This is a genomic window from Gimesia alba, from assembly GCF_007744675.1.
Classification (GTDB): Bacteria; Planctomycetota; Planctomycetia; order Planctomycetales; family Planctomycetaceae; genus Gimesia; species Gimesia alba.
In genome coordinates, this window is sequence record NZ_CP036269.1 from 7,553,177 (window position 1) to 7,577,300 (window position 24,124).

21 protein-coding genes are annotated in these 24,124 nt (G+C 43.8%); 12 read left to right on the forward strand and 9 right to left on the reverse strand.

Features of this window, described 5'->3' with window-relative positions; all coding sequences use genetic code 11:
• The first annotated feature begins 115 nt into the window (after positions 1–115).
• Both Pan241w_RS28255 and Pan241w_RS28260 read left to right on the forward strand, forming a co-directional pair.
• Positions 116–1,228 (forward strand): protein-glutamate methylesterase/protein-glutamine glutaminase, encoded by a 1,113-nt coding sequence (locus Pan241w_RS28255; protein ID WP_145222739.1) that lies wholly within the window; start codon positions 116–118, stop codon positions 1,226–1,228.
• Between the two features lie 778 nt (positions 1,229–2,006).
• Positions 2,007–4,367: an ATP-binding protein gene (locus Pan241w_RS28260; protein ID WP_198000209.1), complete on the forward strand. Its 2,361-nt coding sequence runs from the start codon at positions 2,007–2,009 to the stop codon at positions 4,365–4,367.
• Here Pan241w_RS28260 and Pan241w_RS28265 read toward each other — a convergent pair whose 3' ends face one another.
• From Pan241w_RS28265 to Pan241w_RS28275, 3 genes are all read right to left on the reverse strand, one after another.
• Complete coding sequence (locus tag Pan241w_RS28265; protein ID WP_145222743.1) at positions 4,368–5,345, reverse strand: L-threonylcarbamoyladenylate synthase; 978 nt, start codon at positions 5,343–5,345, stop codon at positions 4,368–4,370.
• A 219-nt stretch (positions 5,346–5,564) separates the two neighbouring features.
• Positions 5,565–7,529: a S41 family peptidase gene (locus Pan241w_RS28270; RefSeq protein ID WP_145222745.1), complete on the reverse strand. Its 1,965-nt coding sequence runs from the start codon at positions 7,527–7,529 to the stop codon at positions 5,565–5,567.
• 133 nt (positions 7,530–7,662) lie between these two features.
• On the reverse strand, positions 7,663–7,887 hold the full coding sequence (locus tag Pan241w_RS28275) for a carbon storage regulator (RefSeq protein WP_145222747.1): 225 nt from the start codon (positions 7,885–7,887) through the stop codon (positions 7,663–7,665).
• 719 nt (positions 7,888–8,606) lie between these two features.
• On the opposite strand from Pan241w_RS28275, the gene Pan241w_RS28280 reads away from it, so the two are divergent.
• Positions 8,607–10,256, forward strand: a complete 1,650-nt coding sequence (locus Pan241w_RS28280; protein WP_145222749.1) for a hypothetical protein — start codon at positions 8,607–8,609, stop codon at positions 10,254–10,256.
• A 158-nt stretch (positions 10,257–10,414) separates the two neighbouring features.
• Entirely contained in the window at positions 10,415–11,248 is an 834-nt protein-coding gene (locus Pan241w_RS28285; RefSeq protein ID WP_145222751.1) for a hypothetical protein, read from the forward strand.
• A gap of 21 nt (positions 11,249–11,269) precedes the next feature.
• On the opposite strand, the gene Pan241w_RS28290 is transcribed toward Pan241w_RS28285, so the two are convergent.
• Positions 11,270–11,911, reverse strand: a complete 642-nt coding sequence (locus Pan241w_RS28290; protein WP_145222753.1) for a class I SAM-dependent methyltransferase — start codon at positions 11,909–11,911, stop codon at positions 11,270–11,272.
• Complete coding sequence (locus Pan241w_RS28295; RefSeq protein ID WP_145222755.1) at positions 11,908–12,831, reverse strand: hypothetical protein; 924 nt, start codon at positions 12,829–12,831, stop codon at positions 11,908–11,910. Before Pan241w_RS28295 ends, Pan241w_RS28290 begins: the two co-directional genes overlap by 4 nt.
• Before the next feature lie 296 nt (positions 12,832–13,127).
• Here Pan241w_RS28295 and Pan241w_RS28300 point away from each other — a divergent pair, with 296 nt between their 5' ends.
• The 6 genes from Pan241w_RS28300 to Pan241w_RS28325 all read left to right on the forward strand — a co-directional run bounded on the left by Pan241w_RS28300 (position 13,128) and on the right by Pan241w_RS28325 (position 19,448).
• Positions 13,128–13,541: an ExbD/TolR family protein gene (locus tag Pan241w_RS28300; RefSeq protein ID WP_145222757.1), complete on the forward strand. Its 414-nt coding sequence runs from the start codon at positions 13,128–13,130 to the stop codon at positions 13,539–13,541.
• A 5-nt stretch (positions 13,542–13,546) separates the two neighbouring features.
• Positions 13,547–15,790 carry a prenyltransferase/squalene oxidase repeat-containing protein gene (locus tag Pan241w_RS28305; RefSeq protein WP_145222759.1) on the forward strand — a complete coding sequence of 748 codons (2,244 nt, stop codon included), beginning with the start codon at positions 13,547–13,549 and terminating at the stop codon, positions 15,788–15,790.
• Positions 15,791–15,946: 156 nt separating this feature from the next.
• Complete coding sequence (locus Pan241w_RS28310; RefSeq protein ID WP_145222761.1) at positions 15,947–17,461, forward strand: carboxypeptidase M32; 1,515 nt, start codon at positions 15,947–15,949, stop codon at positions 17,459–17,461.
• 47 nt (positions 17,462–17,508) lie between these two features.
• Positions 17,509–18,075 (forward strand): TlpA family protein disulfide reductase, encoded by a 567-nt coding sequence (locus Pan241w_RS28315; protein ID WP_145222762.1) that lies wholly within the window; start codon positions 17,509–17,511, stop codon positions 18,073–18,075.
• An 80-nt stretch (positions 18,076–18,155) separates the two neighbouring features.
• The gene (locus tag Pan241w_RS28320; RefSeq protein ID WP_145222764.1) at positions 18,156–18,977 is read left to right on the forward strand and encodes an alpha/beta fold hydrolase; all 822 of its coding nucleotides are present in this window, start codon (positions 18,156–18,158) and stop codon (positions 18,975–18,977) included.
• 90 nt (positions 18,978–19,067) lie between these two features.
• Complete coding sequence (locus Pan241w_RS28325; RefSeq protein WP_145222766.1) at positions 19,068–19,448, forward strand: rhodanese-like domain-containing protein; 381 nt, start codon at positions 19,068–19,070, stop codon at positions 19,446–19,448.
• A 120-nt stretch (positions 19,449–19,568) separates the two neighbouring features.
• Here the strand turns inward: Pan241w_RS28325 and Pan241w_RS29555 are convergent, their stop codons facing one another.
• The 4 genes from Pan241w_RS29555 to Pan241w_RS28340 form a co-directional block, all read right to left on the reverse strand.
• The gene (locus Pan241w_RS29555; RefSeq protein WP_198000210.1) at positions 19,569–19,733 is read right to left on the reverse strand and encodes a hypothetical protein; all 165 of its coding nucleotides are present in this window, start codon (positions 19,731–19,733) and stop codon (positions 19,569–19,571) included.
• Positions 19,714–20,586, reverse strand: coding sequence for a hypothetical protein (locus Pan241w_RS28330; RefSeq protein WP_145222768.1), 873 nt, complete (start codon positions 20,584–20,586; stop codon positions 19,714–19,716). The genes Pan241w_RS29555 and Pan241w_RS28330 overlap by 20 nt, the downstream gene beginning before the upstream one ends.
• An 81-nt stretch (positions 20,587–20,667) precedes the next feature.
• A complete protein-coding gene (locus Pan241w_RS28335) occupies positions 20,668–21,357 on the reverse strand; it encodes a coiled-coil domain-containing protein (RefSeq protein WP_145222770.1) in 690 nt (229 codons plus the stop codon).
• Between the two features lie 308 nt (positions 21,358–21,665).
• Positions 21,666–22,076: a hypothetical protein gene (locus Pan241w_RS28340; RefSeq protein ID WP_145222772.1), complete on the reverse strand. Its 411-nt coding sequence runs from the start codon at positions 22,074–22,076 to the stop codon at positions 21,666–21,668.
• 50 nt (positions 22,077–22,126) lie between these two features.
• Between Pan241w_RS28340 and Pan241w_RS28345 the strand changes: the two genes are divergently transcribed.
• Complete coding sequence (locus Pan241w_RS28345; RefSeq protein WP_145222775.1) at positions 22,127–22,777, forward strand: STAS domain-containing protein; 651 nt, start codon at positions 22,127–22,129, stop codon at positions 22,775–22,777.
• A gap of 69 nt (positions 22,778–22,846) precedes the next feature.
• Complete coding sequence (locus Pan241w_RS28350) at positions 22,847–24,088, forward strand: GspE/PulE family protein (protein WP_145222777.1); 1,242 nt, start codon at positions 22,847–22,849, stop codon at positions 24,086–24,088.
• The last annotated feature ends 36 nt before the right edge of the window (positions 24,089–24,124 follow it).

The window sequence follows — 24,124 nt, forward strand, 5'->3', positions numbered from 1 at the left end:
GATAATTCTTGACCTATTGTAATCAATAGAGCCCCTAAGTGTTAATTCGTGATTCTTCTTCAAGTTGAACAATTAATTAAATCCTATTGTGTTATTCTCACAGGGAAGTAAAGCCATGACCCCTAATCCCATTCGCGTCTTAATCGTTGATGATTCAGCTGTCATTCGAGGTTTGATTTCAAAGTCACTCGAGCAAGAGCCTGAGATTATCGTTGCGGGAACTGCAATGAATGGGGAACGTGCGCTGAGCTGGATGGCCTCGAATCCAGTTGATGTCGTAATTCTCGACGTCGAAATGCCTGTCATGGATGGACTCACTGCCTTACAAAAGATCCAGAAAGATTTCCCTGCTATCCCAGTCATCATGGCCAGTGGATTGACCAGTAAAGGAGCGGAAACGACAGTAAAGGCATTGTCACTCGGCGCTGTCGGCTGCGTTGCGAAACCTCAAACTGCTAGTGCTGCAGAAAGCATTCGTGTACTCTCCCGAGAACTGGTGATGATGATCAAAGCCGTGAGTGCGAAAAATAGCTCGCCCTCTACTCAGACTCATCCTGCAACTCCAAACCCAACCAGTCATCAGACACAAGCTCCCCAACCAAACTCCTCAGCTAATCGTTTATTTACTAAAAACATCAAGTTTTTCAAACAACCTGAAGTTTTAGTAATTGGTACAAGTACAGGTGGACCTAAAGCACTTGCTGAGCTATTACCACAAATTCCTGTAGATTTCCCAATACCAATTCTGATTGTACAACATATGCCGCCGGGATTTACTGAAATTTTGGCACAACATATCCAGAAAGATAGTGGTCGTACATGTGTTGAAGCAATACACAACGATCCTCTGGAATCTCATAAAACGTATGTAGCTCCCGGCGGCAGCCATCTTCTGATTGGCGAAAAAAATGGTCAAAAAGTTACTTTGATTAACCAGGATCCTCCAGAACATTTTTGCAGGCCTTCTGTTAATCCATTATTCAGGTCGGCTGCTGAGCATTTTGGTAATTCAACTTTGGCCGTGATGCTGACCGGAATGGGTGAAGATGGCATCGAAGGTAGCCACGACATTGCTCGTGCCGGTGGAACGATCATCGCTCAAGATGAGGCGTCTAGCGTGGTATGGGGTATGCCAGCTGCAGTCGCCTGTGCAGGTATAGCAGATAAAGTGCTTCCCCTGTCCGAAATTGCAGCAGAAATCAAGTCGCAGTGCCTGGTTCGCGCTTAATCATTTAAGCAAGCAGAACGTTATTCTCAGCCTGTAACCTCTCCGACCGAAATACCGTCACAATCGACAGGCTTGTGATGATCAGGGAATTTCGATAAATCGCTCCAACAGTCGATTTGTCGATTCTTCTATGGTTTTGCTCAAGAGAAGTACGATACTGTAAAATGACCTGATAAAGGCTGTTTCTTATTTAGTGCTAGCCAGAAATTATCAGATTCACGACTATGTTACCTCTCAAGAGAAAGCAGCTTTGAATCTATCTGGTTGGAAGTGAAGCAAATCCGATCTTCTACTTAGATTTCACCCTTGCCGAATTGAAAGAGTAGTTCTAGATCGCTGCAGCTTTTCAATTAGAAAACCAGATTTTTGTTGATCGCCAGTATCGTTCACCCCCCTCTGAACGGTGCTGGCGTTTTTATTTCCAGGTCACTGATCGACCTCTAGACAGGAAACATACCACTCTAAGAATCGACAATTCCATCTGAGAGCCCGTCCTCAAAACCATTCCCCACCATCATCAAAATCCACCCGCCTGATGTTTCCGCTGCAACCCCTACCTTCCTCATTGAATAAAAACCAATCTCATAATCTTGAAACGATAATCCTATCTACTCACCTCATAATTTCATTTTCAAGATACAGTTTACTGGAGGTATATGCCTTCATAGCCAAATGACGTTTGGTCCGTTATTCACCACTTAATTATTAGTTAATGAAGCTTCTCCCACTTCATTTTTCACATCAGCCGATCATCCAGAGCCGACGCAGCAAGAAATCCATGCAGAAACAGACGCTATATGCACGAATTGCAACGAAATTGAGGAAATGGCCCATTGGAGACAGGCTTAAAGTCGCTATTGGCTTATTGGTATTAGTACAAGTCGTCAGCGGAATAGTCACCCTATTTCAATTCTCCAAGATCAATCAAGATATTTCACAACTCGTAAATGTTGAAGAACCGCTGGAAGAATCAATCCTTGAAATGGAGATCAAAGCGGGGGAAATTGCGAGAGCAGTGCTTGATTATGTGCGAGACAGGAATCAAAAACATCTTTCAAAATTAATCTCTTCCCGTGATGGTTTTGTTGAAAACTATTCGCGATACCAAAAACTCGCTAATTCGGATAAGGAACGAATCTTAAGTAATAAAATTGCCGTGAGATACTCAGACTACAATCAAATGTCTGCCTCAATTATTCGTTTAGCTGACCATCGAGATGCTGCACTAAAAGTATTTGTGAATCACGTCAACCACATTAATCAACTTATTGATCATGAGCGTGTGAAATCCAACGATGATCATTCAGATGATGGACTCAAAAAAGCAAATGCTTCTCATAATATGGAGAAATATTTGAATATCGCTTTTGGTTCGATTGAGGAATATATCGTTAAACGAAATCAAAGTTTATTATCTCGTATCTTTGAAGCAGAACAAAAATTCAAAATTTTTGAAGGCAAATATCTGGAAGCCATTTCGAATCATGTTGAAAGACAACGAATCAAAGAAATTGATTTGGAATTTGCGAAGGCGACTTCCTATGGAAATCAGGTTGTAAACATCACAGATGACATTGACCAGCTCCTTGGAAAATTTGAGCAAAACCTTGATGCGATTAATGACCTGCTCCATAATCAGATTCATCCACTAATTCATGCAAATACAGTGATCGCGACTCATGATGCAGATTCATCAATTCAATCCGCAAAAATAGTGATCAGTATTTTAGCGATTATCGGGACCATCTTTGGTCTGTTTTCAGTCTGGATTATATCGCGTGGGATTGTGGCTCCGATTTTAGAGCTCTCAGACGGCGTAGAACTGATCGCTGCCGGTAATGTAGAACATCGTATCCAGGTAGATTCGCAAGACGAAATAGGACGTTTAGCTGATGCATTTAACCATATGGTTGAAGACCTTGTCATTGCTCATCAGGAAGCTGAAAAAGCCAGTCACATCAAAAGCGCCTTTCTCGCAAATATGAGTCATGAAATTCGCACCCCCATGACTGCCATCCTTGGCTTTGCAGAAATCATGCGTCAAAAAAACCATGATCCGGAAACGGTGCGTCATATCGATACCATTAAAAAGAATGGGGAGTATCTACTTGAACTGATTAATGATATTCTCGATGTATCTAAAATTGAGGCAGATAAGCTCGACGTTGAGGCTATTCAATGCTCCCTGATCGAATTGATTGAAGATGTTAAAACGCTCATGGAAATCCGAGCCCTTGATAAAGGACTAGACCTGAGCGTCATCGTCGAAGGAAAAATTCCGAGTTGGATTCAAAGTGATCCCATTCGACTCCGTCAGATTTTGATAAATCTGTTAAGTAATGCCATTAAATTTACCAAACAGGGAAGCGTTCAACTGGTTATCAGGGCAACCGATCTTGATTCTGAAGCTCCCAGCCTACAGTTCGATGTCATTGATACTGGAATCGGGATGACAGAAGAGCAACTCTCACGATTATTCCAGCCTTTTGTACAAGCGGACTCTTCAACAACACGTAAATATGGAGGGACGGGACTAGGGTTAACGATTTGCAAACGACTGACCAATATTTTAGGAGGGGAAATAGTCGTTAAAAGTGATTATGGAACTGGGACCACCTTCACTGTGTCTGTCAAGATTGGAGAAATCCACGATGTCGAATTTGTGGACCAGCAAGCATTTAAGCCTGAATTGAATGACAGCTTAGCGAATCCCAACAAGAAAACGGATTTTGAAATGAGCTATAACATCTTACTGGCTGAGGACGGTCTTGATAATCAAAAATTAATACGTTTTTTGCTGACAAAAGCAGGCGGCAAAGTGACGCTCGCTGAAAATGGAAAACGAGCCGTCGATCTGGCTCTAGATGCAACCGAAAATAATCAGCCATTTGATGTCATATTAATGGACATGCAGATGCCGGAACTGGATGGGTACGCCGCGACAAAATTACTTCGATCGAAAGGCTATCACCATCCAATCATTGCATTAACTGCTCACACAATGAGTGGAGCACGTGAAGAATGCCTGGCTGCAGGCTGTAATAACTATGCGACTAAACCAATTAATCGTAACCAATTCTTTGCAACCATTCATGAGTGCATCACAGCGTTTCACCAAAACGTAGAAACGTTTCACTGATCAGCTTGCAGCAGCGCGTTCCAATCGATTATTGATGGTTCTTCCTAACCCTTTTTCTGGCATGCGTAACGCAATAATATAATCAATGTCCGCTGCATCAAGATTTCTTAATGCGGTAAACAATCTTGCTGCGGCAATCTTGAGATCACCCGAAGGAGACAATATTTCTCGCACAGAAAATTGCTGGTTTTTTAAAAATGTTTCTTCAAGTGGGAATAAACTCAGCAGCCCTTTTTGTCCTTCCAGCGGTACATCACTGAGTTGATCGACGATTATTAATGGGGTACGTGGAGCATAGTGTTTTGGCAACATGCCGGGACTCTGGGGAGAGTTTGCTTCTGCATGATCTTCAATCCGGGCAAGACGAATTTGCCCGACACATGCTTCAATTTCTTCCTGCGAAATTCCGCCTGGTCTGAGTAAAACAGGAACCTCATCCATACATTGAATGACAGTTGACTCTACTCCTACTGTACATGCCCCTCCATCTAAGATGAGTTCAATTTCACCCCCCAGTTGCTCAGCGACATGACTGGCCAGAGTGGGACTAAGGCAGCCAAATTTATTTGCACTTGGGGCTGCAATAGGCAATTGAGCTGCTTCCAATAATTGTCTGGCGACAGGGTGCGCTGGAATCCGGATGGCAACCGAATCTAAACCAGACGTGACCAGATCTGGAATCACCTTCCGCTTGGGTAAGACCAACGTAAGCGGGCCTGGCCAAAACTGATCAGCCAGTTTTTTTGCTTGCTCGGAGAATCCTAATGTAAGCTCATCCAGATGCTTGATGTCAGATATATGCACGATCAAGGGATCGAAGTGCGGTCTTTGCTTGGCTTCAAAAATTCGGGCAACGGCTTCAGGGTTCAGCGCGTTCGCTCCCAAGCCATATACAGTTTCTGTCGCAAATGCAACAAGTTCTCCCTTTCGAATCAGATCGGCTCCTGCTCCGATATCCTTTGAAATTTTGCACTTCATCTTTAGTCTTTAAAACAGCTGAAATTAATCGACTTGTGGCGTGAACTTTCTTTTCGAAACTCAACTCATAACGAACCAAAAAAAGACTCTCGCATCATACCAGTCTTGATACCCGGGGCAACCGGAAAAGCACATTGCCTTGAAATCAGACCAGTTCGAATACGAGAGTCTTGATTTTATCAGGAACGAGCAAATACTCGATTCACAAAGGAGTTGAAATTAACCCGAAAACTGAAATCGGGCTGGATTTACCTGCTGTCGTGCTGGCAAATTGTTTACAAGTTCGCTTGGTTTTTGGCTTAAGATGGCACTGACCCCCGCTTCGAGGTCCCGATCAACAGGGCCGATTTCTTCCAATTCCCTTTCGGACATGTTGACATGAACATCAGGAGTCACCCCGGCTCCGGCCATTTCACGTCCTGTTGGCGAATAAAACTTGGCAGTCGTTAACCAGAATGTTCCAGAAACGGATTGTAATGGAAAGTGTGTCTGAACTGTTCCTTTTCCATAGGTTTTCCTACCGATAATCAGTCCACGGCGATTCTCCTGAACTGCAGCGGCAAAAATCTCACTCGCACTGGCACTGTCACCGTCAACTAACACGACGAGCGGTATTTTCCAGGTTTGTGCATGAGTGGCTGATTCCACAGAATTATCGCCCTGGTTTCGGCCCCGAGTAGAAACAATTTGACCAGCTGGAACAAATCGATTTGAGATCGAAATTGCTTCGGTTAGTAAACCTCCCGGATTCCCACGTAAATCAAACACAAGTGATTTCATACCTTGTCGATGCAGGCTCCACAATGCCTGATCCAATTCCTGAACCGCCCCTTCACCAAATTTTTCTAATCGAATCAAGCCGATTTTTTGTTGTGCATCAACCATTTTCACTTCGCTTATGTTCGTAATACGAATGGATTGACGGCTGAGATTTACTGTTGCATCTCGATTTCCCCTACGCACATCTAGAGAAACAGTGGAACCAGCAGGGCCGGTGATCAAATTTGCCACTTCATCAAGAGAGAGACCCCTTAATGACCGTTGGTTGGCTCCGACAATCACATCTCCACGTTGCAGTCCCGCCTTCTCAGCGGAACCACCTTTGAGAGTTCGTAAGATAACAGCTCCTTCCCGGTGCGTTTTCAGTTGTACCCCTACCCCCACTATATTGTTGCCACCTGCATCCACACGAGGACCTGACACACTGGGGGTAAATTCAAAGCGTGAGTGCTTATCAAGTGCTTCTAATGAACCATAGGCAAATTCATAAATGACTGCAGTTGCCTGTATTTGCAGCTGACTTCCCGCGATATCTGCTGCCTGTCGCAACACCGTTACCGCTTCTTGAGCGTTACGGGCGGGACTTTGGTTCATCAATTGTTGCCAACTTCGTTGCGCCAGTTGAACTCGTTCGGGTGACGCTGAAACACGATTGACACTCATAAATTGTTGATTTTCGACCGCAAAAATCAGGTTCTGTAATGATTTCTTTGTCCTCACGTCATAGGAAGGAGGTTGAACATGACGTGAATCAATCATCCGATTCACTTCCAGGTAAAATGAATATGCTCTTTGCGTATCTAGATTCTGCAAAGTCGCGATTACCGAAGGATTGGAGTATCGCTGCGATAATTTATTCCGCAATTCCTGATTCGGATCAATTGGAGTTTGATTGGGAAATTTGGTTTCGTACCGATCTCGATCATATTGTGGTAAAGACCGCTGACGTAGTTCCCGAATTAACTCTCTTAATTTCTGGCTATCATAATCATCTTCAAAAGTATCAGGAGTTTGACGCCTTGGAAATGAGGATTGTCTTTCTCTATGTTCGTTTTCATACCGGTTTCGAAGACGATCAAGCTGCTGGTCATTTCCATACAGTAATCGTTCTAATTTTGATTGATAATCATCTGCCCCTGATTCATCTCTAACCGGGCGCTGCCTTTGATGACGACGATCCCTTGAATAGGAAGGAGGAAATAGATCTTCCCTTGAACGACTGTTATTTCGATCGTAAGACCGATGGTCGAAATCATCTCGATATGAATTGTACTCATCGGCATGTGCAAGCGTGGTGCATCCAGACAGGAAAACAGCTGTCATCAGTATGACCATTCCCCATACAACAAGACGAGCTGAATTAATGGTTTCGTTTTGACTAATTTTAAATTGTGATCGGTTCATGATCCCCTCCGAAATAAGTCGCCAGGCGACTCTAAAGTCCGGCTCATCAACTTCCTTTGTGATGGCTTAACGGAAACTATTGAATGAAAATAATTAACGGCGCACATAATATGTCCCGTTCTACTTTAGTTTTTTAAGCACATTGAGCACTCAATGCCTGATCGATTTGAGTCGAACTCGCAGAATCAATCGCATCTGATTTGCTCTCTCCCTCAATCAGCTCGCCTCGAATTACTCGAATGTGCTCAGGAGCATCGACCCCGATTTTGATGGCTCCTTTTCCCGTTTTCAAAATCTTGATCACGATATTGTCACCAATTTGAATTACTTCATCCCGTTTTCGTGTTAAAACTAACATCACAAATTCTCCTGTTATTGCTGACCACCAATATTCTTCCTTATTCAAAGTCATATTGATGTCATCTTGTTATAAGTAAGTGGCTGAAACAGATACATAGCATTCAGTGTGCCAATCGATGGCCAATATTTTCAATCCTGCTCTATATCCTTATATATTAAGACATTTAGTGTCTCTGGTGTCACTCAATACTAACTGGCACTCATCGTAGTGAGTGTAACATTGACAACATACCCGAAAACGACCCCAAACTTACAATGGATCAAACAATCATCCGTCCATTTTATGATTACACTTAAATGCTCCCAAACCGCCAAATAATCGTCAAACTCACCCCACAACCGCAACACACCCACAGGCACCCCAGTCCAACATTTGTAACGGAATCGTTTCCAGCAACTTCGTATTTTCATTTCGATGACACCGTTAATGCTCAGACAGAAAGCCCCTTCGAAGCATGGTCTTGACGTAAATCACAAAACCTGTAAACTTCGCCGCCTGGGATGGGGGCTTTACAGCTAGTAGCTGCTTGATGAAGAAAGTCGTGCAGCTCCCCATCAATATGCGAATCAGATCTTCAAATACGCGTCTGCTATCAAAACGGGCCATAAGTACCAGTCAATATTTGGTGTTCATGCTGTTATCAAAATCTACAGAATGTTCGCCATGGAAGACATTGGTTAATCAAGCCGTAGAATTCACGAGAAAGGATTGTGTGAATGTATTCCCGCTCCAGCCACACTACTTGGAATCAAAAAAAACGTAAGGGCTTCTTGTCCTTCACCCCAAGCCGTATCATTACACTCATGATATTTGGGGTAACAATTACCTGCTTCAGCATCAGCGCTCCTGCACAATCCCCCAACGACAGCAACAGCAAATTAGTTAACGACCTGCTTCGTTTGTTGGAAAAATCAGAGTTGGCAACACGCGACAGGGAATACAAGCCCTCAGGCTTGGATCTTCCTCCAACTCCTCAACTGAACACATCTCGTGTCAACATTGACGAGGTAAAAGACACTCTAGAAAGGTTCTCAGCAGACAGCTCTGCTTTGGCAATTAGCCTTAACCGAGTTATGTATCAAGTACCCGGGGTTAGAGAGTATATGGCTGACGTTCTTAAAGTGAGAGCACGATCTTCAATCCTTGCTGATAGAATTCGTCGAAATAGCGACTTAAATCTGATCGCCGCTGAATATGGTGAGATTGACCAATTGTGGAGAGTCGTCTCACTTCAGTTAGAGCAAGTACGAGGCCTGGATCGAAATTCTAAAAACTTGATTGCAAGTATGAATGAGTCAGATCGTAAACTAGGCAACTTATTACAAACTGGCCCTCAACTGAAACGAACAGAACTCTTAAGACAAACCTCAGCCCTTGCGAATGCACTGAGCATTTTAGTGCAAGATATCGAAATTGAACTCTCTCGTGAGCCCAAAAGATATGAACTGGTCCGCGAGGGACAACAAGTAGAACAAAGAATGGTACAGGTTTCAAACCTGATTATTGATCGGCAAAGTTATGATTCCATCAAACGCGAGTATCTGGCATTCCGTGACTCCTGGAATTCATTTGCCACACATTTGCGTCCCTATCACAACCGAATCTTGAACCGCGGAATCCAACGAGTGGTTCAACAAGATCGATCGATCCAAGAGCTGCTTTGGCTTCCTCAAGACGGCGCCAACCTTCAGGAAATTGCTCATTTGACCGAATCACTAAAGCGAGATGTTGATGAATTTTATCGTAGAGCGACACTACGTCTCCTGATCAGTTTACCCCCCGCAAACTACATCTCAACCTCCGACGAATTTTACGGAACAGTAGAGAACCTGATTGATACAGTCAACCACAACGAATCAACAAGTGATTTAATCACTTCTTTTACTTACATTGAACAGTCCTGGAAAGATTTCTCTGCTCTATTCCACTCGGTGGAGAGCCCGGCAGCACTGCAGTTGCTGGATAAAGTAGATAACTCAATTAACGCACTCCGAATTGCACTGCGAATTGAACAACCATCTGACAGTATTGACCTGGCGAAGCTTGTTGTATCACTGGAAACACAGAGTACGCAGCTTTCCATCATCGCCGAACAGTGGTTGTCAACAGAATCACCTTCTTTTAGACGATCAACGCAGGCTGCGATTCGTGATTTTTCGGAAACTGCACACGAACTCCATCGCATTATTTTAGCACAACCTGTTTCGATGGCGCTCATTCGCACCAAGAGTTCTGAACTTTTCGAACGCTGGTTCAAGGTACACGAGAAAATTTCTCGATGCGAAACGCGCGAAAAGTATCAGCTGCAGGAAGCTGCTGTTCGAATCACGCAAATGCTGATGGATTTGCGTTACGCAACAAAGTAAGCAAGATTGTGTCAAAGTCATTTCAAGGCCCTCATTATTGAGGGCCTTGTTCTTGCGCAATGTAAAATTCTGAAGAGAATGTTGAAATCAAGCTACTATTATCTTTCAATGCAAGAGATTTATTTAGAGATTCACAATCAGTCGAGGACAATTAGGCCATGAATGCTTCAAGTCCTTTGGAAGGCGACCCCCACTCCAGGCCATCTGACCAAAACGTGACAGACTGGGTCGATTACATTGTCGCTTATTTTGTCGCAATACAGCGGTATCTTCGAATTTCTTTTGTACCTCTCCAAGCTGACCGCAAAGAAGCAATTGAAAAAAGAAGTACCCTACTTTTACCATTAGCGGGCTTCAGCTTAGGGCTACTCTTAACTTTACTGCTGGCCCTTGTCCAGTTCATTTGGCCTTTGGGAATCGCCATTCTCTTAGTTGGCTCGATAGAGCTGGTGTTTCTTCGAACTTTTGTTCCTGAATCAATTCCTCAATGTCGAGAACTCCTAGCCTCAAAAAAAACACCTTCTTCTTCAGGAAATATTTTTGTTCTAACAATCGTTTTTATGCTATTGCGCATGGCGCTGTTTTATCAGCTTCTCTCTGATTCCATGTCATTGCTCACTCCCTGCGTTCTGATCCTGATTTCGATTTCTATGGGTACCTGGATTATCCCTTTTTCAATCAGCTTTGCTGTCTCACACGATGAAACAGCGAGATGGATCAACCCCAAGCGCCCTTTGACCAAGAAACAATTATGTTATGGCAGTTTATTTTTGATTCCTTTGTTCCTGTTGGGAACATGGGCCTCAATGAGCTATTTAGCACCGGCACTTCTAGCTACTGCATTCCTAATGTACTGGATCATGAGGAAGCTCGAAGATCATGATATCGAAGTAACGGACACTCACATTGAAGGGCTTGCAGCACTCTTTCAGGTTGTGTTTCTATTAGTATGTACGATCGACTTTTCGTTTCTCAAACGATTATCTGAGTAACTTAGCATCTCATTTAATGTATTAATCCCGCTGCCTCAACTCAGCTCGTATCAAACCGCGGTCAAATTCCATCAGTTCTATTAATCGAAACTCATGTCGATCAAGTATCTCAGACGGATCAATGAGACTCAGAGTTTGAATCTGTGCCACGAATCTGAAAAACATATACATGATCTTAATCAAAGTGAATGCTCTGACCCTCTGAAAGATTCCACCCGAGATCTGAAAATCTGCATATAGCCAAACTGCATTCGTTTCGCAAGCTTCTGCAATTTTCGTGACCATTTCGTTGAGTAGCTGTTTATCAAAAACATCCAAAAAGAAATTTGTCACAACCAAATCATAATTCTGATCAGGCATTTCTTCGACTGTTAAATCACAAAGGTAAAATGTCACGCGTCGTGATGCAGCTTCAGAAAATCTCTGCAAGCGTTTTCGTGCCAATTCCAGCATGGTCTGACTGGAGTCGATGTAATGGATTTGTTCACAGTCAGTGTGTTGGATTAATTCAAGCAAAAACTGACCATTCCCCTCACCCACTAATACAATTTTTTTCACGGGTGGTAAGTGTGTCAGGAACGCAGTCCTACAGCGTTGCATCTGTTTGTTGAAGACGATTTTTTCCAGTCGCTCAAAATAAGGCGCGACTCGATTAAAATTCATGTCGTCACGCTCATAAAAATCCAAGGTGTGAATAATGCCAAATCAGCTAAAACAGGCTTCAAGTGTGGGCTGATCAGACAACGATCGAGGACCAGTAGCAATCCAGAACTGGATAAGAGAGACAGTTCAAATACCGGCACCCGATGCATGAACATTGCGCAACCACAGGCAAGTACCTGTAAGCAAATAAACCACATCAGCATAGACTGAAATCGATGTAATCGATCAGGGTGTCTTGTAAAAAAAGTCACCTCACCTAACTGCAGATCAGTTAAAAATTCACAACGAGAAATCAAAAGGCAATTCAAACTGCATAAAGCAAAAAAACAACTAAAAGTCCAGACGTAATAGTAATTCCAATCAGCAAGTTGTATGAGTACAAAAAAATGTGTGGCAGAGGAAAAAAACATGCCAACCAGCATTTCCCTGGGAAGCAATCCTCTTGCCAGATTAGGAAAATAAAAACAACACAGATAATAAATTGATAATAACGCCAATAAGCTCATACCCCATACAATTTCAGTTCTTCCCAAATTAAGCCCGAGATATAGAATTGAAATAACAGCAACCAGTCCCCACGCACACATCAAAGGTTTAAAATACATTGATGTGAACAGATGGCGGGGTGCCATACAAGGTTTAGCAGGCGTTCGAATACTATCCAGCAAACGATCCCCCGCATAAGCTAACCAGGTAACGCTGAATAAAATGAGATAATGGTGGAATCCAATCCTGCTCGAGTAGACAGCAGAAAGGCACCAAAGCCAGATGACTCCCACAAAAGGCGCATCGAGACTCAGAGAATTAACGAGTAAAAATATTTTTTCCAGAACTCCCCTGGCCTCACTTTCCGAAAGTGAATTCACGGGTGGACAGGATATGCTGCTTGGAGCAGTGCTTTCAACGATCCTGGATGCCATTTCACTTAACGCCTGAATATTAAAGAACTTTTGACTGAAACAGGGAACTGGATCTCTGTAGTGATGCCTGACAAACCCGGTAAGCCTACGACAGGCTCGTGGAATCAATCATGAAAGTCAACCGGCTGCTCCTGGGATTGTGTTATAATGTACTGAAATTTAGGCAAGGTGAGACCAGATTCAGATGTTGAACCAGATACAACTCTTCGAATAGAGTATAATTACTAATCTGTGTTTCACCAAAAGCAGAGCGGACCAGAAATCAGACTGCTAACGTCCCTATCAGGAATGGAATCATGCCGTTAAAAACGGGTACTGTCGAAGAGCCAAAACTCGATTTAACACCTATGATTGATATTGTCTTTCTACTCATCATTTTTTTTATGGTCGGCACTCAATTTACAGAAATGGAGCGGCAATACGATATTAAGCTCCCTACTGTTACAGATGCAAAGCCACTGACCAACCTGCCTGACGACATTATAGTGAATGTCCAACAGGATGGAGAAATCACTGTTAATGGAGAAAAGAAATCTCTGGAAGAATTAGAATCTGCATTAGCAACAGCAAAGCAAAATTTTCCAGGTCAGTCTGTCGTGATCCGGGGTGATTCAACCGGCCCTTATCAGAACGTGATGAATATTCTCGAGATTTGCCACCGAGTCAAAATACGTTCTGTCTCTTTGGCCAATCGTTTGAGAGACGAATAAACAACATGAGTGATCGAATTCATAATCTAATCGAACGAGTTCTGGCAGGTCGCGATATTTCGTTTGACCAGATCCTTTGGGGCATATTGATCCTAGCCGCCATTTTTGCCTCAATTCATTTGCTGTCGATGCTCGTTACGCGCTGGGGAGATAGTAATGCCTCATCTAAGGCGCTTCTCTTTTCAATTATCGTTCATCTTTCTTTATCACTGGGAGTTGTAACCTTCTGGCCTGACTACGCGCCGAAATCATTGGCCAAAACCCAGCCCGATCAAGAAAACATTGAAATAAAACAAATCCTGGCTGAGAGTACTGAAACCATAAAAAACAAGCAGACAGGAAATACCCCCGTTTGGGAAAAGATATCGACTCCTGAAAAACAGGAGTTATCTCGAATTGATTTGACCCGGCCGGAATTTTCACCTTTGATGGCTCCTCCTGAAAAAGATCGACCTCAGGAGATTTCCGAAATGCCGATGCCGGACGTTGTCTCGAAAACGGACCTGCCGATCACTCCATCTAAAGTGAATGTCCAAAGTGTGAGTCAAAAGCGGATTCAGTCCCAAGCACCACTTGAAATTACTGACACAACTGCTGAATCGCGTTCGGAAGTCTCTGTTCCCTCAACTTCAAATATACGCAGCAAAATGATACGCACCGGGCAAACGAATCAAAAGCTTGAGCGCCAATCAAGTCCTGGAGCCGTTGATCGTATCCAACCCACATTTAGTAACGAACAAAAAACTCTTGCCTTGAGTGCTCAATCTGACCCTAAATCTACGTTGGAACGTAAAGCCTCGGATAATCTGCTTCGCAAGCGAACCGGCCCTGCCCCATCGAACCTGAAACTGGAAACGACCGGTGTTGAAGCGACTAATCCTTCTACAAATAACTCGAATGTGGCGCCCATTGAGCCAAGATTCACCAGAAGGAAATCCCGATCCATGCGTTCCGTCTCAGAGGGAACACTTAAACGTTCTGCGCCACTAACACCAGCTGGCAAAGCGAATCCAAATTCTGAACGTCTTCTGGCAGATCGCAGCAGTCTTCCTCTGGCAATCAATCGCGAGGGGTTACGGCCGAATGCATCTCGCCCTAATTTTAATGCAGTTTCCAATCGTACAAAAGCAAATATCCCCGCAACGTATCGATTAAGAAATTTATCAAAACGAAAAGAAATTGCCCAAAAATTTGGTGGCACTGAAGAATCTGAGAGAGCAGTCGAAGCAAGTTTGAAATGGTTAGCGACTCATCAGGAACAAGCTGGTTTCTGGGATGCAGATCGCTATGGGGCAGGTAAAGTCAGAATCGATGAACAGGGTATAGACCGACGTAACGCCGGAGCCCAGGCTGACGCGGGTTTAACCGCTTTGTCAATCCTGGCTTTTCTCGGGGCAGGCTATACACAAGAAGAAGGGCAATACTCAGATAATCTCACTCGCGCGATCCAATGGATGGTCAATCAACAAAGACCTAATGGATTCCTTGGCGGTGACGCAACGCATTATGCCCGTATGTATTCACATGCGATGGCAACTTACTCGCTTGCCGAAGCCTATGGATTACAAAATGACCCCAAGTCCAACCCTAAACTCCGTGAAGCGATCGCTCGTGCTGTGTCTTATATTGTGGAAAATCAGAACCCCTATGACGGTGGTTGGCGATATGTCAAAGGCCAGAAAAGCGATATGAGCATGTTTGGCTGGCAATTGATGGCCCTGAAAAGTGCAGAGATTGCCGGGATCCCAATTCCATCGGACACAAAGCAACTGATGGTCAAATTTTTAAAAGAACGAAGCCTTGGTAAAAATAATGGTTTGGCTACTTATCGCATGGTTGAGCCATCAACTCCTCCTACTCCCGCGATGACTGCCGAATCATTGTTTTGTAAACAAATGCTGGGAATCAGAAGAGATAATCCATCCTGTACAGAAGCCATTAAGTTTATCTCAGAACGTCCGCCGCGCCGTTCAGAATATAATCTGTACTATTGGTATTATGGAACATTGGCCATGTATCAATATGGTGGCAATCCCTGGCGAGAATGGAATGAAGACCTCCGAGAGTTGTTAATTTCAGAACAAGTCATGCACGGCCCGAATGCTGGAAGCTGGGACCCCCGTCCTCCGTGGGGACCTTATGGAGGGCGCCTTTATTCGACTACACTGAGTACTCTCTGCCTGGAAGTTTATTATCGTTTTTTACCCCTCTATCAGATGGGAGGACGATATGATGATGCTTCTCAGTAAAATTGATCAGAATAGCTAAACCATTGACCTGATCGATTCGCTTTTTAAAATTCAGTCTCGTCAGGCTGCGCTAGCGTCGTACTTCCCGAAGGAAATAAATCTTACCTCATTTAAGCCAATTCGAATCAGGCTATTTTCCATAGAAAGAATTGATCGATGCATGCTTCGCCCCAAGCATATGAGAAACTGGTCACACGACTCAAAAAAACAGCTTTATTGTCATCCTGCTCAGCTGTTCTGGAATGGGACGAGCAAACTTATCTCCCTCCTGCAGGAGCTGAGCACCGGGCTAATCAACTTGCATTGATGGCAGGAATCACTCACGAGCAGGCTACAAATCCTGAAATTGGAAACATGCTCCAGGAACTGGAAGACAACTCCAATTTTGGCGAAGACTCAATCGAACAGGCGAATATCAGAGAAGCCCGTCACGAATATGACCGCGCAACAAAGCTTCCACGTCGACTGGTCGAAGAACTTTCAAGAGTCGCCACACTTTCACACCATGCCTGGGTAGATGCAAGAAAAACGAACCAGTTTCAAGATTTTCTGCCATGGCTGGAACAAATGATCGATCTCAAACGAGAAGAGGCTGCTGCCATCGGTTATGAGGGAAACCAAGCCTATGATGCCCTGCTTGATGGATATGAACCAGGGGCGACTTCTGACTTGATCGAGCAGGCATTTGTGCCTCTGCGGAATGAACTCGTTGCTTTAGTTTCTGCGATCAAGGATTCCGGCATCACACCTGATATCTCAATCCTGACGCGAAAGTACCCCGTTGAAAAACAACGTGAATTCAGTATGGATGCAGCGAAGCAAATTGGATTTGATTTTAATGCCGGCCGATTGGATATTGCAGCACACCCTTTCTGTAGCGGATTCGGACCTGGAGATTGCCGGCTCACAACACGGTACGATGAGCACCACTTTCCGGGTGCCTTCTTTGGAACCCTGCATGAAGCCGGACATGGAATCTATGAACAAGGGCTGAATCAGGAATATTATGGGACCCCTGTAGGTAGCTTCACTTCACTGGGGATTCATGAATCGCAATCACGAATGTGGGAAAATCTGGTAGGACGAAGTCGCGCATTCTGGGACCATTTTTACCAGCCTGCTCAAACACTGTTTCCTGAAGCACTGGCCAATGTTGATCAAGAAGAATTTTATCGAGCGATCAATGACGTGCGACCTTCTTTTATTCGTGTCGAAGCAGATGAAGTCACGTATAATCTGCATATCATGCTGCGTTTTGAGCTGGAAAAAGCATTGATTTCAGGAGCTCTGAAACCAGCTGATTTAGAGGCTGCCTGGAATGAGAAGTTCTCCGAGTATTTTGGGCTCACGCCTGACACCCCGGCCAATGGCTGTCTGCAGGACGTTCATTGGAGTGCTGGATTAATTGGCTATTTTCCAACCTATGCCCTGGGTAACATGTACGCTGCTCACTTTTTCAATGCTGCAGAAAAAGAATTGGGGAATCTCAACGAACTGATCGCTAAAGGTGAATTTACTCCCCTTAAAGAATGGTTAAACCAAAAAATCCACAAACAAGGCAAACTATTCAGAGCGAATCGTTTAGTAGAAGTCGTAACAGGAGAAACTCTCTCCCATGAACCGTTAATTGGCCAGTTACAAAACAAATATCGCGAACTCTATCATTTATAATATAATATTTCCTTTTGAAATAAACGATTTTCCCAGAAAGAACATAAATGGCCAATCAAAGTATGAAAAAAGATTTTCTACTAGCGCTGGCATTGGTCGTTGCGGGCGCAATCTTATTTACCGTCTTGTTTGGCTTTCGGCTGCAATCGCTTCCACAAGTGGAAAGTAGTAATCGCGCACAGTTGAAGGTGGGAGAGCTTGCCCCCCCGATTCAAGCTGCCGGCTGGGTCAATGGTGATCCTGTACAGGATCAGGATTTAGAAGGGAAGGTGATTGTCGTCGATGCCTGGGCAACCTGGTGCTGGCCTTGCCGGCAACAAGCACCTCATATCGTCAAGACTTATCAAAAATTCAAGGATCAGGATGTCGCTTTTATTGGCCTCACTTCCGATGGAGAAGATCTGTTACCCGAAATTCGTCAGTGGCTTGAAGAAACAGGAATCACGTGGCCAAACGGTTACGGCGCAATTGAATCGCTGATTGCATTTAAGGCAGATACGATTCCTCAAGTCTGGGTCATCGGCACAGATGGCAGAGTCGTCTGGAATGTGGATTCGGAACCAACAGAATCTTTAGAACAAGGGATCAGTCGGGCTCTAGAACAGGCGAAGTAATTTTTGACTCGAGGATCTTTGCCTTACTGTGACTGATTGCAGGAATGATCTTATCGATCACAAGATGAGAAGGAATAATCATGGGCCAAGAGTTGTTTGAACAGGCGGTGAATGGAATCAACATGAAGGTGCTGGTAGAGGGTTCTGGGCCTCCCCTGCTCTTTGTGCATGGGTTTCCTCTCAATCATCGGATGTGGCAGGCACAAATTGAATATTTTAAAAATGCGTTCACAGTTGTCGCTCCGGATTTACGCGGTTTCGGAGCAACGGAAGTGACGCGGGGAACAGTCACCATGAAGCAGCATGCCGAAGACTTAAACATGCTCTTGAATGAACTGGGGCTCGAAGAACCTATCATTTTTTGTGGACTCTCTATGGGGGGCTATATTGCCTGGGAATTCTGGAAGCATTTTCCTCAGCGTCTGAATGCATTAATACTTTGCGACACACGGGCTGGTTCTGATACAGAAGAAGGAATTAAGAACCGATTGAAAATGGTAGATCTTGTACTGAAACATGGACCAGAGCCAATTTCTTCATCCATGATTCCGAATTTAATCAGTGAAGCTTCTCAACGAACACATCCTGAAATTGTTGAAAAGCTGATGGAAATGATTCAATCGACAGATCGCGAGGGGATCGCCGCCAGTCAGCGGGGCATGGCAGAACGAAATAATTTTATGGAAGAAATCCGTGATCTTCAAATTCCGACATTATGTCTTGTTGGTAGTGAAGACCAATTGACGCCACCTGACGTAATGAAAGACATGAGTTCGCAAATACCAAATTCAAACTATACCGAAGTACCCGGTATTGGCCATATGGCGCCAATGGAAGCACCTGCTGAAGTGAATCAGATTATAGGTGAATTTCTTGCTTCCTGTCAGGAAAAACGATACTAATGACATCAACTATATTTCAATAAGTTTTTTTGGGTTTCGTAAAGCTATACTCAAATACGTAGAACACACCTGTGCTATTAAGGATAAATCATGGCTAAAAATCATTCACAACGATTTCTGGATATTGTTAATGACGCAAAATCACGCGTTTTAGAATGTACCATTCATGACGTAAAAGCACGAACAGAAAAAGGTGAAGAATTCCTGCTGATTGATGTGCGAGAAACTCACGAATTCAGTGCCGGAAGAATACCGGGAGCGAAGCATATCAGTAAAGGGATTATTGAGCGCGATGTTGAACAACTGATTCCGGATACTTCAACCCTCTTGATCCTCTACTGTGGTGGCGGTTTCCGTTCTGCACTGGCAGCAGACAACCTGCAAAAAATGGGATACACACAAGTGATCTCAATGGATGGAGGATACAGTGGCTGGAAGGCTGCGGGCTATGAAATCGAACTGGAATCATAACGGCGTCCAGCGATCACCTGACATCAGACGCAGGAGATCCGTTAGACTGATCTCTCCATAAAAAAAGCACTGTATCTGATTTAAAACAGTGCCTATTTTTTTTCAAATGAAAGGAGCAGACTACCCTCCCAGCTCCCAGTTGTAGCTGCGTAATTCCATAACGAGGAATGCAATCCCAAAAATTAAGGCTGTTAAGGACACGAACAGTAGTCCTACATAAACATTCGGGCCACCCGATTCTCCTGCGGCAGCTTTCCCTTTTGATTTAGAGCTTCGAGTTGACATGGTCACCTTTCTCAATCACACCATTCTTGGCAGCGTCTATTACTGTCCCGACGGCTTTATCAGGATCTACATAAACAAGTTCAATCTTACCGAGATATTTGGGACGATTCCCATTCTCTTTTGTACCAAAACGATAAACGAACAATTTATGACCTTTGCTGAGTCCATCATCACTTCCCAATGAAACTTCAACAAATTTGGTTCCATTCCGTTTATCTTTTTTCGTATTGATAATCAAACCTTCCACGGCGGGTGGTGGTGATTGCATACCAGCAATGGCAGGGTCTTTCGGATCAATACCCAAATTCGCAACGATTTTATTTAAGTACTTGAGTTCATCCAGAACTGTATTGTGCTTGGCGATCAGATTTTTTTCTCGAATCGATTGAGTAAAAACCGTATCTTCCAGATTCTTAATCTTTCCGCGTAATGTATTGACGGTATCATGCAGCGTTTTATTTACAACTCGTTGTCGACCTGACTCCTGTTGACGAAACTTTGCTTCTTCACCAGTCGTTTCAGCCTGAGCGACAGCGGAGTCTCTTTCAGCACGTACGGTTTCTAACTGACTCTGATTTGTCTTAAATTGTGCCTGCAAAGCATCATTTGCGACTTTCGCCGTTTGTTCGCGACTCAAAGCATCCTTGATTTTCTGATCCGATTCTACTTTATAATTACTGTACTCGGATTCTAGTTCGTTCATGCTTTTTTGCAGATTGGCTACATTGTCCTGAAGTTTCTGACTCTTCGCACGCCAATTGCTTTGAGCCGTATAAACAGCTCCCGCGAAGCCCATGAAACAGACACTGAGCACAACTTGAACGACGACCAGTACTTTGCCGACAAACGACATCTAATCGCTCCTGATACTAATATGAAATGACAAGTTTATTGTTGTTTTTGATTCCACTTTCAACAGGCAATTTGGAATCGATTACTTTTGAGTAACTACTTTTCCCTGACTGGAATCGCCAGCCCCTTGAACGGCTTTCTCCAGCGACTCTTTTTGTCTTTGCAGACGCTGTACTTTGCCTTCGATTCTGGCAATGTAATCACGTAGCGTTTTTTGCTGTTCTTGAGTTAGATATTTCTCGTTCCGTATTTCATCGATCTGATCCTGCAACCGAAATACATCGGCTCTGCGTTCAGATGCTTGTTGATTCACTTCTAACGTCTGCTGGCTGATCTTGATTCCTTCATTTGCGAGCTGAGCAATTTCAGTCTCCAGAGCACTTATTTTTCCTCTGAGATCGGCTGCTTTTAAATCCATGGCTTCACGATCAACTTTGTTGATCGTAGTCCAATTCTTGATCGCATTTTCCAAAGGGGGAATTGACTTCGTGACCTGATCAATTTTTTCATTCTGCTTTTGAATTTTATCCTTTTGAGCTGCTACGATCACTTTGGCTAAAACAGGGGATGATGAAATCTGCTCACCACCTCTTCTTGTCTTAACGGACCATGTTGGATTCTCTCCTGGCTGAAACTCAAACAAATAATCCGTCATCGAGTCCTTTTCTTTTTCCCAGTTAGGGCCTCCGACAGAACTGACTGCGGCAAATCCCATAAAGGCAAGGCTAGTAAAAAGCACTAGCACTAACAGGATTTTACTGAAACGGGTCATTGATGCATTCCTGGATTTGATAGAGAGACGCGGACCGCGCTCCCTGACTACCTATTTAATATTTTATTATGCTTTAATTTTTAACATTTATCTATTCACTTCATTCCCTGATAAGAAGAAGAAGTGAGATTCGTGAAAAGGCACGTTACAAAGATTTGATCGCTTTCTTCTAAACTACCGGCTTTTCGGTAGAGCCCCTTCACAGATCCAGCAATTTGCACTGATGTGTTATCTAAAATACTACAGGTAACCTGAGCGCAAACACAACCTATTTTATGAAATCGGTCATTCCCTAATTATAAATACGCTTAAAAACCATAGTCAAACTGAATTTTAGCTAACTGTTTGGTATTTAACTGTTTGACCTTTGTAACTTGGTTGGTAGACACAATCGCTACCTCCAGAAAATTTGACATAACATCAACCCTGATTCCTACATTACGCATAGACTCCCAGCGAGTTTCTGAGGCCATTCTGCCAAAAAAGTGGTCAATTGAACCCTTGTTTGCTGCCATTGTATAAAGATGATTATTGGTATTTCCTAACTTGGGATGAAGCAAACTTCTTTCGCTGGAAATACTTATTAAATCCCGTACTTTGGTCCGAATTGAGATAGGTAAAATCAGGCTGCATTGGTATTTTGAAAGTAAAACCTGGATTGATTGTAAATTGAAAGCAATAAATCCCAAGCCAGTATTCAATGCTGAAACAATGAGCAAATGCAGGGCCTTCCGATACCCGTGTATCGAGAATAATTGGAGATTGGTTTATGGCTACCCAAGAAGTTCCTTATCACATTACCACCGTCGACAACCATCTCAAGGTTCAACTTCTCCCGGAACTGAATGAATCTGCATGGACTGACCTGGAAACTCTGGGAGATTCTCTGCTACTGGAACTCAAAGACCAGAAAAATCCATCGGTCATCATTGATTTAACATCACTAACATATATCAGTAGTTCTCTGGTAGCCGTTGTGATTCAAGTCTGGAAGCTGGTAGATGAGCAGGACGGTAAAACGGCAATCCTCAATACCAGCGACATGGTCGAAGAAGTCCTTAACATCTCCGGTCTCAAAAAAGTATGGTGTATCGTTCCGACAGAAGAAGAGGCGATCTCCTATTTAAATCAGGCATTGAAACAAGAGCGAATTGAACGCCGACGTACATTCTCGATGCCCATTTTATTGGGGATTGTGGCCCTGCTCTCTGCTGTCGCCTGTTTCACGCTCTATATCAGCGACTTGCTTACACTGAATCCGAAAATCACACTAATCGCTACGATCTCGTTTTCGGTAGCAGGTATTCTATTGGGAGCAACTGCCTTGAAAGATCGCAGAAAAAATGTGCGAATCATGGGATGGGTAGTTCTATTTTGCAGCCTCGTTCTGGGGGGAATCGGTCTTTTCAAAATGATCTAAGATCAATCAATCTCTTAATTCAGTTCAAATCAAATTGGGAACTATTGTTAGGACAGAAAGAGTCATTTCATGTCAGACAAGCCAACAAATACAGAAAATAAAAAAGAAGGACGCCAGCAGGCGCTACAGGCAGAACTCAGAGAACTGGTTGATGTCGTAGGCCCAGGCCCGCTTGTTGACTTATTGATGGAACGAGCGTTTCAATTACAGGCAACAGATATCCATTTAGACCCCCTCGAAAATGGGTTACGGCTTCGCTTAAGAGTGGATGGAATGCTGCATGATATCATTCAGCTTCCTAAAGAAGCAGCGGCTTCGGTTATCTCACGACTCAAGCTGGCGGCCAATATGGATATCACTGAAAGACGGCTTGCGCAGGATGGTCATATCAATAATGAGACGCTCCAAAACCGTCGTGATATTCGCGTAGGATCTGGGCCGACCATTCATGGCGAACGATTAGTTCTGAGGCTGATGCCCGATCACAAGCGTTTCACAGAGTTTGGTGAGTTGGGACTGAGTGACCTTCAAACTTCTGAAATTACCAAATATTGTAATGCTCCCTATGGAATGATTCTGAGTGTTGGTCCGGTGGGTTCAGGAAAGAGTACTACGATCTACAGTTGCCTGGACTATCTCAACCAGCCTGAAATGAGTCTGGCTACAATCGAAGACCCGGTGGAACGTCGGATTGAGGGAGTCAATCAGATCCAAATTGACCCTAAAATTGGTTTTAGCTTTGCAGAGGCTTTGAGAGGAGTTTTACGACAGGATCCAAATGTGATTATGGTGGGGGAAATCCGTGATTCAGAAACCGCACACATTGCTGTCAGAGCAGGTCTTACTGGTATCCGTGTGCTTTCAACGCTGCACTCGAATGATGCCGTCGCAGCCATCGATGTCTTTAGGGAATTTGGCATTCCATCTATGTTCATCACAGACAGTCTGCAGGGAATTATTTCTCAACGGTTGGTGAGATGTATCTGTGAAAAATGCCGCACGCCTCATCAGCTAGATGCTGGTGCGTGTGAATATCTGGGAATTAGTCCAGATCAATTATCAGAGTCTAAAATTGCACAGGGAACAGGTTGCGAACATTGTTTTCAAACTGGTTACCTTGGTCGGACCGGTATTTTTGAAACGCTGGGAATCCGGGGAGAATTAAGGGATGCGATTCTCAGAGGTGCTTCGCAATCTGAGATTCTGAGGCTGGCTTCTGAACTCGGAATGACCACGATGGAAGAGTCAGGTAAAGCCAAGGTAATACAGGGAGTTACGACTGTTCAGGAACTTCACCGAATTCTGGTTTAGACCGGACCGATCTAAATTCCCTTTTATTTACAATTC

Bases quoted from the DNA above. Each gene is read 5' to 3' on its own strand.
- Pan241w_RS28255 (WP_145222739.1), top strand. From the start codon at position 116: ATGACCCCTAATCCCATTCGCGTCTTAATCGTTGATGATTCAGCTGTC.
- Pan241w_RS28260 (WP_198000209.1), top strand. From the start codon at position 2,007: ATGCAGAAACAGACGCTATATGCACGAATTGCAACGAAATTGAGGAAA.
- Pan241w_RS28265 (WP_145222743.1), bottom strand. From the start codon at position 5,345: ATGAAGTGCAAAATTTCAAAGGATATCGGAGCAGGAGCCGATCTGATT.
- Pan241w_RS28270 (WP_145222745.1), bottom strand. From the start codon at position 7,529: ATGAACCGATCACAATTTAAAATTAGTCAAAACGAAACCATTAATTCA.
- Pan241w_RS28275 (WP_145222747.1), bottom strand. From the start codon at position 7,887: ATGTTAGTTTTAACACGAAAACGGGATGAAGTAATTCAAATTGGTGAC.
- Pan241w_RS28280 (WP_145222749.1), top strand. From the start codon at position 8,607: ATGTATTCCCGCTCCAGCCACACTACTTGGAATCAAAAAAAACGTAAG.
- Pan241w_RS28285 (WP_145222751.1), top strand. From the start codon at position 10,415: ATGAATGCTTCAAGTCCTTTGGAAGGCGACCCCCACTCCAGGCCATCT.
- Pan241w_RS28290 (WP_145222753.1), bottom strand. From the start codon at position 11,911: ATGAATTTTAATCGAGTCGCGCCTTATTTTGAGCGACTGGAAAAAATC.
- Pan241w_RS28295 (WP_145222755.1), bottom strand. From the start codon at position 12,831: ATGGCATCCAGGATCGTTGAAAGCACTGCTCCAAGCAGCATATCCTGT.
- Pan241w_RS28300 (WP_145222757.1), top strand. From the start codon at position 13,128: ATGCCGTTAAAAACGGGTACTGTCGAAGAGCCAAAACTCGATTTAACA.
- Pan241w_RS28305 (WP_145222759.1), top strand. From the start codon at position 13,547: ATGAGTGATCGAATTCATAATCTAATCGAACGAGTTCTGGCAGGTCGC.
- Pan241w_RS28310 (WP_145222761.1), top strand. From the start codon at position 15,947: ATGCATGCTTCGCCCCAAGCATATGAGAAACTGGTCACACGACTCAAA.
- Pan241w_RS28315 (WP_145222762.1), top strand. From the start codon at position 17,509: ATGGCCAATCAAAGTATGAAAAAAGATTTTCTACTAGCGCTGGCATTG.
- Pan241w_RS28320 (WP_145222764.1), top strand. From the start codon at position 18,156: ATGGGCCAAGAGTTGTTTGAACAGGCGGTGAATGGAATCAACATGAAG.
- Pan241w_RS28325 (WP_145222766.1), top strand. From the start codon at position 19,068: ATGGCTAAAAATCATTCACAACGATTTCTGGATATTGTTAATGACGCA.
- Pan241w_RS29555 (WP_198000210.1), bottom strand. From the start codon at position 19,733: ATGTCAACTCGAAGCTCTAAATCAAAAGGGAAAGCTGCCGCAGGAGAA.
- Pan241w_RS28330 (WP_145222768.1), bottom strand. From the start codon at position 20,586: ATGTCGTTTGTCGGCAAAGTACTGGTCGTCGTTCAAGTTGTGCTCAGT.
- Pan241w_RS28335 (WP_145222770.1), bottom strand. From the start codon at position 21,357: ATGACCCGTTTCAGTAAAATCCTGTTAGTGCTAGTGCTTTTTACTAGC.
- Pan241w_RS28345 (WP_145222775.1), top strand. From the start codon at position 22,127: ATGGCTACCCAAGAAGTTCCTTATCACATTACCACCGTCGACAACCAT.
- Pan241w_RS28350 (WP_145222777.1), top strand. From the start codon at position 22,847: ATGTCAGACAAGCCAACAAATACAGAAAATAAAAAAGAAGGACGCCAG.